Source organism: Pseudoalteromonas atlantica (genome assembly GCF_043641955.1).
Classification (GTDB): Bacteria; Pseudomonadota; Gammaproteobacteria; order Enterobacterales; family Alteromonadaceae; genus Pseudoalteromonas; species Pseudoalteromonas atlantica_A.
Map to the genome: position 1 here is coordinate 71,508 of NZ_JBHZRV010000010.1, position 12,974 is coordinate 84,481.

Annotated in this window: 11 protein-coding genes; 5 read left to right on the forward strand and 6 right to left on the reverse strand. The window is 39.9% G+C overall.

Annotated elements, in window-relative coordinates:
* Positions 1 to 4 precede the first annotated feature (4 nt).
* The 4 genes from betA to ACHUE3_RS17150 form a co-directional block, all read right to left on the reverse strand.
* The gene (gene betA / locus ACHUE3_RS17135; protein WP_394193554.1) at positions 5 to 1,675 is read right to left on the reverse strand and encodes a choline dehydrogenase; all 1,671 of its coding nucleotides are present in this window, start codon (positions 1,673 to 1,675) and stop codon (positions 5 to 7) included.
* Positions 1,675 to 3,138: a betaine-aldehyde dehydrogenase gene (betB, locus tag ACHUE3_RS17140; RefSeq protein WP_394193555.1), complete on the reverse strand. Its 1,464-nt coding sequence runs from the start codon at positions 3,136 to 3,138 to the stop codon at positions 1,675 to 1,677. Before betB ends, betA begins: the two co-directional genes overlap by 1 nt.
* A gap of 1 nt (position 3,139) precedes the next feature.
* The gene (gene betI / locus ACHUE3_RS17145) at positions 3,140 to 3,730 is read right to left on the reverse strand and encodes a transcriptional regulator BetI (RefSeq protein ID WP_394193556.1); all 591 of its coding nucleotides are present in this window, start codon (positions 3,728 to 3,730) and stop codon (positions 3,140 to 3,142) included.
* A gap of 333 nt (positions 3,731 to 4,063) precedes the next feature.
* The gene (locus ACHUE3_RS17150) at positions 4,064 to 4,606 is read right to left on the reverse strand and encodes a hypothetical protein (protein WP_394193557.1); all 543 of its coding nucleotides are present in this window, start codon (positions 4,604 to 4,606) and stop codon (positions 4,064 to 4,066) included.
* 344 nt (positions 4,607 to 4,950) lie between these two features.
* Between ACHUE3_RS17150 and ACHUE3_RS17155 the strand changes: the two genes are divergently transcribed.
* The 3 genes from ACHUE3_RS17155 to ACHUE3_RS17165 all read left to right on the forward strand — a co-directional run bounded on the left by ACHUE3_RS17155 (position 4,951) and on the right by ACHUE3_RS17165 (position 9,202).
* The gene (locus tag ACHUE3_RS17155) at positions 4,951 to 5,721 is read left to right on the forward strand and encodes a substrate-binding periplasmic protein (RefSeq protein ID WP_394193558.1); all 771 of its coding nucleotides are present in this window, start codon (positions 4,951 to 4,953) and stop codon (positions 5,719 to 5,721) included.
* Between the two features lie 401 nt (positions 5,722 to 6,122).
* On the forward strand, positions 6,123 to 8,294 hold the full coding sequence (locus ACHUE3_RS17160; protein WP_394193559.1) for an exonuclease domain-containing protein: 2,172 nt from the start codon (positions 6,123 to 6,125) through the stop codon (positions 8,292 to 8,294).
* 128 nt (positions 8,295 to 8,422) lie between these two features.
* Complete coding sequence (locus ACHUE3_RS17165) at positions 8,423 to 9,202, forward strand: DUF2189 domain-containing protein (protein WP_394193560.1); 780 nt, start codon at positions 8,423 to 8,425, stop codon at positions 9,200 to 9,202.
* 4 nt (positions 9,203 to 9,206) lie between these two features.
* Here the strand turns inward: ACHUE3_RS17165 and ACHUE3_RS17170 are convergent, their stop codons facing one another.
* Entirely contained in the window at positions 9,207 to 10,181 is a 975-nt protein-coding gene (locus ACHUE3_RS17170; protein WP_394193561.1) for a GNAT family N-acetyltransferase, read from the reverse strand.
* 169 nt (positions 10,182 to 10,350) lie between these two features.
* On the opposite strand from ACHUE3_RS17170, the gene ACHUE3_RS17175 reads away from it, so the two are divergent.
* Positions 10,351 to 10,812, forward strand: a complete 462-nt coding sequence (locus ACHUE3_RS17175; RefSeq protein ID WP_394193562.1) for a DUF4920 domain-containing protein — start codon at positions 10,351 to 10,353, stop codon at positions 10,810 to 10,812.
* Complete coding sequence (locus ACHUE3_RS17180; RefSeq protein ID WP_394193563.1) at positions 10,805 to 11,377, forward strand: PepSY-associated TM helix domain-containing protein; 573 nt, start codon at positions 10,805 to 10,807, stop codon at positions 11,375 to 11,377. Before ACHUE3_RS17175 ends, ACHUE3_RS17180 begins: the two co-directional genes overlap by 8 nt.
* Before the next feature lie 36 nt (positions 11,378 to 11,413).
* Here the strand turns inward: ACHUE3_RS17180 and ACHUE3_RS17185 are convergent, their stop codons facing one another.
* Complete coding sequence (locus ACHUE3_RS17185) at positions 11,414 to 12,781, reverse strand: alkaline phosphatase PhoX (protein WP_394193564.1); 1,368 nt, start codon at positions 12,779 to 12,781, stop codon at positions 11,414 to 11,416.
* Positions 12,782 to 12,974: the final 193 nt, after the last annotated feature.

Consider the following 12,974-nt stretch of genomic DNA (forward strand, 5'->3'; position numbering starts at 1 on the left):
TTTATTAGATCTCCGAGCTACGCTGCTTTGTTTGCCATTGTGAATCGATGGCAACCGCTGCATGCGATTTACTAAGTGGTGGCTTACCTAAAATTAAGTCAGCCGCTTTTTCTGCCACCATAATGGTTGGCGCATTTAAATTACCATTTGGTATCGTTGGAAAGATTGACGAATCCACTACTCTTAAGCCTTCAATACCATGCACTTGGGTATTTGAGTTCACCACAGCCAGCTCATCTTCCCCCATCTTGCATGAACATGACGGATGGTAAGCACTCTCAACCGCTTGGCGTACAAACGCATCTATTTGCTCGTCGGTTTGAATATCTTTGCCCGGCTGAATTTCATCATCGCGGTAGTCATCAAACGCGCTTTGCTCAATAATTTCACGGGTTAAACGTACGCACGCTCTAAACCCTTCAATATCGTCTTGATGCTGTAAGTAGTTAAACTGAATTTTTGGCGCAACTTTAGGATCTGCCGATTGAATCGTGACCGCCCCGCGGCTTTTAGGCTTGTTATGACCAACATGCACTTGGAAGCCATGACCAGCAAAGGCACTTTTACCGTCATAGCGAATTGCCGCAGGTAAAAAGTGATATTGTAGATCTGGCCATTCAACACCCGGTTTTGAGCGAATAAACGCACATGATTCAAAGTGGTTTGTAGCACCAAGACCACTGCGATTTAATAACCAACGTGCACCAATAAGTCCTTTAGAAATGAGGCCAAGCTTGCCGTTTAAGGTAATGGGTTGCTTACACTTGTATTGAAAATAAAATTCCAAGTGATCTTGCAGGTTTTGACCGACACCCGGTAAATGGTGTTTAACTTCAACGCCTGCGGCAGCAAGTGTTTCGCTATCACCAATGCCTGAAAGCTGCAGTAAATGCGGTGAACCAATAGGCCCGGCACTCAATACCACTTCTTTAGCGGCAAATACTTGCTTAGTTTGACCATTGATACTGTACTCAACGCCCGTGGCTTTTTTGCCTTCAAGCAATACCTTTTCAGCTAAAGCGCCAGTTACAACCGTTAAATTACTGCGTGACTTTACGGGGTCTAAATATTCACGACTAGCCGAGCTGCGCACACCGTCTTTAACAGTCATGTGCATTGGCCCAAACCCTTCCTGCTGCCCTGCATTGTAATCATCAGTAGCGGCATAACCGGCCTGTTGACCGGCATTAATAAAGGCTTTATACAGTGGGTTGGCCATTTCATTACCATTATTAACGCCCAGCGGGCCGTTATCGCCACGGTACTCATTTTTACCTAAATAAAAGGTTTCGGCTTTTTGAAAATACGGTAAGCATGATTGGTAATCCCAATTCTCGGCACCATGTTGCTGCCACTCGTCAAAATCTTTAGCGTGACCTCGCACATACACCATGCCATTAATTGACGACGAACCACCTAATACTTTCCCTCGTGGGCAATGCATTTCGCGGTTATCTAAATAAGGTTCTGCTTGGGTATGAAACTGCCATGCGTATTTATCAGTGTTCATCGGAATAGACAGCGCTGTTGGCATTTTAATAAAAATGCTTTTATCACTGCCGCCAGTTTCTAATAGCAATACGCGTTTGCTGCTATCTTCTGATAATCGATTCGCCAGTACACACCCTGCTGAGCCTGCACCAACTATGATGTAATCATATGTTTGTGCAGTCATTAGAATGGGCTCTCTATATCAGTCATACCAACATAAATTGATTTAGTTTGAGTATAGTGATCAAGTGTTTCAATACCGTTTTCACGACCAATACCCGACTGCTTGTAACCGCCAACTGGCATTTCGGCTGGTGAATTACCATAGCTGTTGATCCAACAAATACCGGCTTGTAACTGATGAATAACACGGTGTGCGCGTTTAATATCTTTAGTAAATACACCTGCCGCTAAGCCTAAATGGGTATCGTTAGCACGGCGAATTGCGTCATCTTCATCATCAAATACCAACACGCTCATCACTGGACCAAAAATCTCTTCTTTAACGATAGTCATGTCGTCGGTGCAATCAGTAAATACCGTAGGCGCGACAAAGTAACCATTTGGTGCAGAGTCAGGTTTTAGTGCTTTACCACCAGTAAGCAGCGTTGCGCCTTCACTAATGCCTTTGTCGATGTAGCCCATTACTAAGTCATGATGATTTTTTGAAATAAGCGCACCTAAGTTAACCTCAGAGTTCATCGGATCGCCGGCAATAATGTTTTGCTCAGTGCGCGTTTTAAGCTCATCTATAAACTGCTTATAAACATTTTTATGCACGTAAATACGGGTACAGTTGGTGCAAATTTCACCTTGGGTATAAAAGTTACCTAACATCGCCGCGCTTACCGCTTGGGAAATATCAGCATCATCAAATACTAATAGTGGCGATTTTCCACCCAGCTCCATGGTCACATCTTTAAGCGAACCTGCGGCACTGGCTACAACTTTCTTACCTGTGCCTACTTCACCAGTGAACGATACTTTCTCGATATCAGTGCTTTGTGTTAACCACTGGCCAACTTCAGCCGCGCCTTGCACAACATTAAACACACCAGCAGGTACGCCAGCTTCAATAAATATTTGTGCTAATTTAATTGCGCCAAGGGGTGTTTCTTCTGAAGGTTTAAAAATAAGTGCGTTACCTGCTGCAAGCGCAGGGCCTGACTTCCAACACGCTATTTGTAACGGGTAGTTCCAAGCGCCAATACCTGCACAAATACCTAATGGTTCTTTGCGCGTGTAGTAAAAGTCTTCACCAACCATTTGTTGTTGGCCCACTTGCGCAGGGGCTAGGCCTGCAAAGTATTCGATAACATCTGCGCCGGTTTGTACATCAACACACTCAGCTTCTTGCCAAGGTTTGCCCGTATCAAGCACTTCAATTTTTGCTAATTCATCGTTTCGTGCGCGTAGTAATTCAACGGCTTTTAACAAAATACGGCTACGCTCGATAGGTGCCATTGCTGACCACGTTGCAAACCCTTGTTTAGCACTTTCAATAGCTGCATTTTGAACAAACGCATCGGCGACTTCTACATGATAAATAACTTCATCGGTGGCAGGATTCTTAACTGCGAATTTCTCACCACTTTGATTTTTTAAAAAATGACCGTTGATAAAATTTTGATAAACAGGCGTTGTCACATTAAGCTCCGTACTGTTTGATAAGTGAATTTACATAGCCTTTGGCTAAGCGCTCGCAATGTTCAAATTGATCTTCATCTGACTTACTCAAAACCGCTCTAAGCCAGAGCCCGTCGATCATCGCTGCACATAGTTCAGCTGCAAGCTTGGCGTCGGCTTTGCTCATTAATAACTTAAATGAGCTCATTAAATTGCTAAAAAGACGGCGGCTATTAACATTTTGCAAGCGGTGTAACTGCGCATCATGCATTGATTGCGCCCAAAAACTTAACCACGTTTTAGTGGTATCGCTTTGCAATTGTAAGCGCGCAAAGTTTGCCTCAACTATGAACATCAACCTTTGCTCAGGCGTTGTAGTGGCGGTAACTCGATCAATTAACTCGCGTTTTAGGTTAGACAGTAAATAGCGTACTGTTGCTTCTATCAGACCTTGTTTACCACCAAAATAGTGGCTGATAATGCCTGATGATAAACCAGCTTTTTTGCTAATACTGTTAATGGTGGTACCTTGCAAACCAAGCTCAGCAACCGACTCAATAGTGGCGTCAATTAGCTGCTGACGACGGACAGGTTCCATTCCAACTTTAGGCATAATTTTTATTAATTGAACGTTCAATAAAAATAAAGGTTAGAGTAATAGAACTGATAATTCAAGGTTGACAATCTGTGAACAACCTAAATCAAACAGGCTAAAGTGCCACTAAGTACCTGTAATAATGCGGCTAAAACGGATCTGAAAAATAGATGAAAAAAATTATTAAAAGTGTCGTTTTTCTATGAAATGTTGATATTTTCGTGGATTTTGGGACAAGTTGTACAGAAGAGTTATATACAAAAATGAGGCTTTATTAAGGATTAATGCAGAAACTAAGTCTAGCTATGAGGCTCTAGTTGAACAAGAGCACTCACAATGTGATCGTATCGCTTACTCAGCCATACTTTTACTTTTTTTCAGTACAGCTTTTAATTCATTTAGTGCAGCCACCGAAAACCCGCGATCATAAAAGTAAACAATTTTGCCCTCATTATTTATCAGTACAACACGGCAATTGTTTGGATTTTCATTACCTGTAAATGCTTGTACTTTATCACCGTCTTCATAAATGGTAATAACACCTGCCCACAGCTCTTTGGGTATGCCTTTACGCATGCCATTATCAATCAATGTACTAAACATGCGCGGTGCCATTCCTTGAATTGTTGGCAACTCATATGTTGGGACCATTACACCGGTCATATCTAAGCCAATAAGCCAACGGTCAATGTCAAATTGGCTATCTTGTTTGTAGCCAATTAACAACAACGAATGTTCATCATTGAAATCATCTGGAATTACAACGTCTTGTTTAGATAAACTTCCCCCACTAACACTTGGGAACTGCTTTCCCATGGGGTTTTGATTAGGATATTGACTTGAACATCCAGCTAAAAACAAAATGAGTAAAATAGAAGTAAAGGTTTTAATCATAATTTAGTTCACCTAATAAGTGCTTTTTTAATAATTTATAGATTTAATACGCTTGTTAATCACCCTTAGATCCCTCTCATTTTTCTTATCGGCAAAGCATAGACAAAATGGTGACAATCTCTATTGGTTTTTCATAAAAAAAACGGCTATCAAACTATCTAAAAAATTTCGTTTCATTATTGTCCTGTCACCACTACTTAGGAAGAAAGTGAACAACATTTAAATTATCGAATTCTTAGATGGCATATCTATATTTCGCTAGCATTCATAACTTTCCTACTTAGTTATTGCATACTATGCTTCAGATCAGATTAGTCATAAATGTAAATTCAGGTAGTGATAAAATGAGACTTAACTTACTTAGTTTTAATGGAGTTTTAATCTGTACTTTTTTTAGTTTCCTGTCACATCCTGCTACAAGTAAAGAATTAGATATTGCTTTTGGGCAAAGCCGCCCCCCTTATATTTATCATGAACTTGGTATTTGGCGAGGAATAGAAATTGATATTGTTCGAGAGTCCTTACGTTATCAAGGATACAGTTTTAAGAATGAAATTCATGTTGTTAATAAGCGTTTAAAAAAAGCTGTAACTACAATGGGGTTTGATGCAGCTGTATCAGTTCAAGAAAGTGACGATGGAACCTATTATTCTGATAGCTTCATTACTTACAAAAATATCGCGTTATCGAAGAAAAAAGATGGCATTGTTATTAACAACACTGAAGACCTGACAAAGTATACAACTGTTGCATGGCAAAGTGCCTATTTAAATTTAGGCCCTGAATATGAAAAATTTTTTGGCCCTAACACTAGCAAGTCCCATCTTGAAAAATATTCTGAGTTTGGAGATCAAGAGCGACAAAATGCTTTTTTCTGGCTAGGCCGAGCTCAGATATTAATTGTTGATAAATACGTATTCCAATGGTTTAGAAAAAAACTAGCCTCAACATATGACACAACTGAACAAATCGAATTGCATGATATTTTTCCTGTTGAAACGCATTACCAGGTGAGTTTTAAAGATAAAATATTACGTGACGATTTTAATCAAGGCTTAAAGCACTTAAAAGATACTGGTAAATACCAAGCAATTATTCAACGCTACATACCTTAAAACATATATTTTAAAGAACACCACAGAGGTATAGGTATTCCTGCGGTGACCACACTGTTGAAGCAGTTAAAGCGACAATAAAATAATCGGCAATTAATCTAGATTAGTAACTAACCTGAACTCTGGTTAAGAGATGTACTAATATATTGATATTAAATAACAAATTTTTTCCTTAGTCTCCAGCCGGAGACTTTTAGCGATAACAAGACGAATTTACGCGTCAATAGCTGGCCTATTGCAAGTAAATTCAACGCAGTTAGCGTTGAAAGTAGCCGCTGGAGATATATTTATTATCCAGAGCTCAGGTTAACTACTTTTATAAAGATAAGTCCAACAATTATGGCCTAGCCGAATAGATTATATTACACTGTTCATATATACAGCAAAAGTAAGTAGAACAGATGAAAAAAGAGCTACCAGCAAAATATTATCTGGCCCATTTTAATGAGTTAATAACATTTATAAGCTCCCAATGTAGCCACTTACTAGAGCAAAAACATTTAAATTTTATAAATAAAATTAACAACCTAAGTGAGCTAGCTCAATGCATGCTTGCGCGTATTTACTCACGCAAGCCTCGCTTTGTTGCCATCAATACACTGAATTATGATGAAATACCCAGCCCAACACAGGCAATTGCAGAGTTAAAAAACGCAGGCCTGATTGCACACCCAAACCATAACGACTACCAGCATTTACTCGCTCATTTAACAAAACCGGCGTTGCTTGAGCTATTAGCAACGTTTACGGCGATAGTGAGCATAAAAAAAAGTGCTAGCAAAGCGATATTAGTAAGCCAAGCTTGCGAACTTTTTGCGAGTAAGCTTGAGCATCTGACTCCTTTATATAGCCAATATATTATTAATGATCGCGCTGAAGTTTATGAATACTTTGAGTTTCTGTACATTGGCCGCTTAAGTGGTAGTGATATCAATCATCAAAATAGTTTTGTACTGCGTGATTTAGGCGTTAGAGCAACAAGACAAAGCCACGCACAGAGTTTGGCGCGCTTTGATACTTTAGATGAGGCAAAGTCGAACTATGCGTTAAACCGCTCTCGCTTGGTATTTAAAAATATAACAACTGACGAGCAATACCAAAGTTTAGCTCACAAGGTTATTGCCCAACAAGCACAAGGTAAACTGGCAGTAAGCCTTAAAAACAAACTGTTACTGAGGCTCTATCAGCAACTAAAAAAAATAGATTCTGCGCTGAGTTTTAATGTTTTAAATGCCTGTAAAGACAGCCCTGAAGCCGAAGAAATACAAATACGCGAGCAATATCGCCAAGGCAATAAAGACTGGGTTAAAGCCCAGCTTGAAGCCATTATTGAAGATCCACTGACCGATGATCTACTCTATTTTGCCGATGATTTCTTAATGCGTAAATTTAATAAACAAACCCGCTCTCGCTTAAGCGCTATGCTCGCGGATACGCAGTGTGTAATTGAAATAGATGAAATATATCGCGGCGATGTAGAGCAAGGAGTGGCACAGTATTACGAAAACCAAGGCCTGCAAGCATTTAACACCGAGAACACGCTTTGGCAAAGCCTATTTGGCCTAGTATTTTGGCACGAACTTTACGTTGAGACTCCTCACCCACCATGTAATGAATTTGATTTATTTCCACACGTATTACGTACTAACAGCTTTTACCAAACACAACAGCAGCAGGTTGATGCACTACTCGCGCAGTGGCAAAAAACTGATGATTTACTAAAGCATGTGTGCAAAAACGCAGCACGCTATTTTGATCAACCAAATGGCTTATTTCGTTGGCACAGTGAGCTGTTAAAACCATTAGAAGTACTTATTTTAAATAGCTCTATTACAGCACTTAAAAGCCACTTAAAAAACATGGCCCAACGTTTTTTAGAACTTAAAGATGGCTACCCAGATTTAATGATTTTAAAAGACGGTTCTATTTATTTTGAAGAGGTAAAAGCACCCGGTGATAAACTCAGACGTAACCAGCTAACTACCATCGACAACCTAAAGAAATCAGGGTTCGATGTACACATTGCAGCAGTTAATTGGGTCAATGATCCTAATCGCATTTACAGCGTGGTCGATATTGAAACGACTGGCAGCTTAAAAGGTGGCAATCGAATCACTGAAATCGGCATGGTTAAAGTACAACATGGCAAGGTTATCGAGACTTGGTCAACACTGGTTAACCCACAAATGCGCATACCAAAATTTATTGTATCGCTAACCGGAATTACCGATACCATGGTAGCCACAGCCCCCCGCTTTTGTGAAATAGCCGATACATTGCTGCATAAATTACAAGGCAGTATTTTTGTCGCTCATAATGTTAACTTTGATTACGGCTTTATCCGCAAAGAATGCGAAATGGCAGGTCATTATTTTAAAATGCCAAAGCTGTGTACGGTCGTAGAGTCACGTAAAGCATTTCCAGGTCTTAAATCATACTCTTTAGGTAATTTATCTAAGCATTTTGAGTTAGCGCTGACCAATCATCACCGCGCCCTTGCCGATGCCACGGCAACCGCAGAGTTGCTTTTACTTATAAAAGAGCAGCAAAATGATGTTACACAGTCGAGCTAAATTCATTGCTCGAAAGCCGCCAACGTTTTAATTAACAAAAAGGCTATACATAAAAATATCCTTAAAAATTTGTAAATAATACCCGAGTGTTCTAAACCTAAAGAGTAGCCCCAATAGGAGACTCATTTATGCCGTCAACGAATACAATTGATAAAAACGCAGAGTTTGCACGTTGTTTAGAGTGCAATAAAGTCGATACATTTGCAGCCTTTCACTGGCTTGCGCTAGCGGTAAAAGATATGATTCGCGCTCCCTTGCTTAGTCTTATCTACGGATTAATTTTTACAATTATTCCACTAGCAATTATTTACAGCGCACTGTATGCAGGTACTCATCTCGTTATTTTACCTGCCACTGTTGCATTTGCATTAATTGGCCCTGCGTTTGCTGTGGGTTTGTACGATGTGGCGTGGGAACTTGAAAAAGGGCATAAGCCCACATTAATGCATTCGTTAAAATCGATGTTCAGAAACCCGGTTGGTGAATGGGGATTTGCCATCCTTTTAATGGTTATTATGATTATTTGGATGCGCCTAGCCGCGTTAGTTCATGCGCTATACCCAAGTCATGCCAATCCCACTTTTGAAGAGTTGTCTGCATTTTTGACACTGGGTAGCATTATAGGTGGCATCCTACTGGTAACTGTATTTGCTATTTCAGCCTTTACGCCACAAATTATGATGGAACGACGCGTTGATATTATGACCGCTGTTATGTCATCAATGAACGCGGTAAAACATAACTTTGCAGCAATGATTGTGTGGGCGGTCTGTATATTTGTGTTTGTTGCTTTAGGTTTTGTAACTGGCGGCACGGGATTTATTGTGCTCATGCCACTGCTTAGTTACGCCAGCTGGCATGGCTACATTGCGATTATTAAAACTAAAAAATCACGTGGATATGAATAACGGCTTATAAAAACAATTGCGCCGGGAGGTAAAGCTCTTGGCGCAGTAACTTGCGCCCTTGTTTGAGTCCATTCTTATATGAGGGCATATTACTCGCATCAATATAACCAAAGAAAAGCTCAAAATCCTGAACATGCTCTTGATAATATAATCGCTGCATCGGTGAGGCTAAACCTTGGCCTCTAAATTGTTTAGCAATAAAAATATCACTCACCAATAAACCATTAAAACCCAACTCTTCACTTACCTCGCCCATAACCATCCCTAAAGGCTGACCTTTATAAAATGCCATGCAGCATAAGCCAGATTCAATAGACTCATTCAATTCTTCTTTATCACTGATCGGCACTATATTTGCCATTGCTGGGTTTTCAGTTAGAAACTGGTTGTACTCCTTCTCATACCAAGGCCAATATGTGTCAAACTCAAAAGGCTGCATAGAGATATCCGCTTTTAAAGCAGCACTCACATCAAGTAATGGCGTTTGACAGCCTAATAAAGAGTCAACGGCGCGAGCACCTGGTAATGACAGTAATTGATGTGCTTGTAGTGACGCAGGCGCAGGCCAAACACAAATGTGCTCAGGTTTGCACCAACAAAACACCTTACGAATGTAAGCGACAAGTTTTTTTAAAGCTGATTCAGTGAATGAATGTTCGCTAAAGATTTCAAACATGGTTTCGTCATCATCATTACGACAAACACTGGCTACGAATAAGTTACCATTATTATCTTCAATTACTTGAGCAAATAAGTCGTCGTCAGGCACATCATCACTGATATTTCGCCGCTGGCGTAATTCACTAAAATCATCACTTGTGCAATCGTCATTTAATGCGAGTAAATCCTGACACTCTTTATCGATTGCTTTTTCAGTATCTAGATTGAGTATACTTGTGAGGTTATACGTTTTAAGAATCCCACCACCTAGCCGGCGTAAACACACGTCGTCGATTTTATACAATGGATAATGGCGCATAACTTCCCTCTACAAATCTCATTAAAACCCCATACGGGTACATGAAGACTCTAGGGTTTGCCCTTTGAAATTGCAATACCTAATTACTTATGATTATATTGAAAAAGGATTATTAATCCGTATCTTTCAAATGATTTGACTAAATTTCACTGAACATAAAGGATCGAGGATGAATTTTTGCAAACTCTTAATTTTAATCATTGCAACAATAGGGCTATCAACTGCCAAAGCTGAACAATTTGGCAAACCTGTTGATAGTGCAAGCCTATTAAAAATTTCGACTATAATGGCCGCGCCTGATACCTTTTTAGATCAACAAATAACCATTGAAGGGACTGTTGTCGGAGTATGTGCTAAACGAGGGTGCTGGATGACAATTGCCTCTGACAAGCGTTTTCAAAATTTGAAAATCAAGGTTAATGACGGTGATATGGTATTCCCTATGACTGCCAAAGGCAGTAAAGCAATGGCAACAGGAAAGCTAAATAAAATCCAACTCAACTTAACCCGCACTAAAGCCTTGCTAGCACACAGAGCCCAACAAGCTGGGAATGAATTTGACGAAAACACAGTGACAGAACCAATGGCAATTTATCAACTTGTGCCTTCAGGTGTAGAGATTTTTGAGTAAAACCACAAGAAAGATTAACTGGTATAAATTAAACCGTAGTTTGCATCGTGATATCGGGTATTTTTGCATTGGTTTAGTAATTATTTTTTCAGTATCGGGTATAGCGGTTAATCACAAAGATGACTGGAACCCGAATTACCGTGTTGAGCAAGCTGTAATATCTGCATCTGCCGAAAAATGGTCACTTGATGACGATACTAAGCTCACTAATCAATTACTTGCAATAAGCAAAATAGATGAAAAAGTTAAGGCCTCATATTGGGCATCACCAAGTCAATTTAAGCTGTTCTTTAAAAATGGCAATAACCTACTATTAAACTTAAAAGATCAGCAAATAGTGTATGAAAAAATAACCCCTCGCCATGTATTTCAGGCATTTAACCGCTTGCATCTGAACGAGACAAAAGCATCTTGGGTTATATTTTCAGATGCCTTTGCTGCTTTACTAATTTTTTTAGCGTTAAGTGGTCTTTTTATGATTAAAGGGAAACACAGCCCTTGGGGTATAAAATCCCTGTGGATACTCAGCGGTATCGCCCTTCCTGCGGTGTATATATTTATGTAATAAAGTGAAGGTGAGTACCTTCACTTTATCTCATTATTAGCGCTTAAAACTATGCCAAGGGCCGGTGATAGCAAGTGTTTTGGTCGGTTTATAAACATTTACAAATAAAGTGCTGCCATCGGGTGAAAAGCACGCGCCAGCCAGCTCTGTTTGGGTTTGTAGCTTTGCAAAGTTATACACTTCGCCTTTAGGGGTAACGCCGCGTAAGTGGTTATCAACAATATCAGTGTATTGATCTTCACATACAATTAAATGGCCATTTGGCGCAACAGTTAGGTTATCGCCAAAATTAAACAGTGAGCCATCTGTACTTTCAACAAATAACGACACACTCCCTGGATTTTGCGTTTCTTTATCTGTGCCTTCAAAAGCAGATGGCACGTATTTTATCACTTGCCCTAGTTGCTTTTTACCACCATTGGTGCAACAAAAATACAGCTCATTATCACCCCAGTGAATACCCTCTCCTCGGGCAAACAATGCTGCACCTTGTTGATAACCACGTATTCGTAAATCATCTTTCGGGCTTTTAGGATCATCTAAATCAACCCACTCTACGGCAAATTCTTTATGAAGTGGCATATCCGGTGTACGCCAATTACGAGTATCAAATTGCGGCTTAGCTTTAATCACCATAGCTTGCAGCTTGCCGCCTTTAGCAAGTTTACCGACTTCATTGGGAATAAAGCGGTAAAACACACTATCGCCTTTATCTTCTGTTAAATAAACGATGCCTGTTTTAGGGTCTACTGCTGCAGCTTCATGGTTAAAGCGACCCATGGCTGTTAACGGTTCAGGTTTTACTAAACCTTGCGCATTAGCCGGAATTTCAAAAATATATCCATGATCTTGCCCCAAGCCATCGGCTTTAGTTGCCGTTGTTTCTTCACAAGTAAGCCATGTTCCCCAAGGAGTAATACCGCCAGAGCAATTGCGAATAGTACCAACGAGCGACAAATATTCTTGTTCTTTAGTGCCCGTTTTAAGGTTATAAACAATATGACTGGTGCCACCAGGTAGCGCAACGCCCTGAGTATCAACATCATACGCTAGCGGGGTTTTATGAGTTTGTAGGCTTGATTCAGCTTTTACTAAATCGGTTGGCTTAAGTTCATGATTGCGAACTAGCGCAACGCGTTCGTCATCAAGCGCAATACACCCCATACCATCGGCTTTATCTGGTACCGTAAAGCCATCAGACATTTTATCACCAAGCTGCGAAATAACCTTGTAACTAAAGCCTGCAGGTAAATCTAATAACTTGTTATTATCTGCAATTAAAGGCCCGTACGCAGGTAAGTTACTCCCTAAATCGCTTAATGGTACTTTACTAAACGCACTACGCGATAGGCCAACAAACGCGAGTGTTCCTGCACTAAATAAAAACTGCCTTCTGTTAATCATATTTGCTCGATTTATTATTAATGATAAAACTTAGCAACATCATAAATTAAAAAAGTAATAAAAGTAGCTTCAACAATTAATTTCATATAATTGTCATACTTAGCGAGGAACTGATGAGTTTTCAGATTCGAGATGTACTCAATATTGAGGCAATCTTATACCAGAATAAAGTGTGAAGTGAGCTTCGCAAAAA

What these genes read in the sequence shown, in the direction of transcription:
- ACHUE3_RS17160 (WP_394193559.1), top strand. Translation starts at nt 6,123, where the DNA reads ATGAAAAAAGAGCTACCAGCAAAATATTATCTGGCCCATTTTAATGAG.
- ACHUE3_RS17165 (WP_394193560.1), top strand. Translation starts at nt 8,423, where the DNA reads ATGCCGTCAACGAATACAATTGATAAAAACGCAGAGTTTGCACGTTGT.
- betA (WP_394193554.1), bottom strand. Translation starts at nt 1,675, where the DNA reads ATGACTGCACAAACATATGATTACATCATAGTTGGTGCAGGCTCAGCA.
- ACHUE3_RS17170 (WP_394193561.1), bottom strand. Translation starts at nt 10,181, where the DNA reads ATGCGCCATTATCCATTGTATAAAATCGACGACGTGTGTTTACGCCGG.
- ACHUE3_RS17185 (WP_394193564.1), bottom strand. Translation starts at nt 12,781, where the DNA reads ATGATTAACAGAAGGCAGTTTTTATTTAGTGCAGGAACACTCGCGTTT.
- ACHUE3_RS17175 (WP_394193562.1), top strand. Translation starts at nt 10,351, where the DNA reads ATGAATTTTTGCAAACTCTTAATTTTAATCATTGCAACAATAGGGCTA.
- ACHUE3_RS17150 (WP_394193557.1), bottom strand. Translation starts at nt 4,606, where the DNA reads ATGATTAAAACCTTTACTTCTATTTTACTCATTTTGTTTTTAGCTGGA.
- betI (WP_394193556.1), bottom strand. Translation starts at nt 3,730, where the DNA reads ATGCCTAAAGTTGGAATGGAACCTGTCCGTCGTCAGCAGCTAATTGAC.
- ACHUE3_RS17155 (WP_394193558.1), top strand. Translation starts at nt 4,951, where the DNA reads ATGAGACTTAACTTACTTAGTTTTAATGGAGTTTTAATCTGTACTTTT.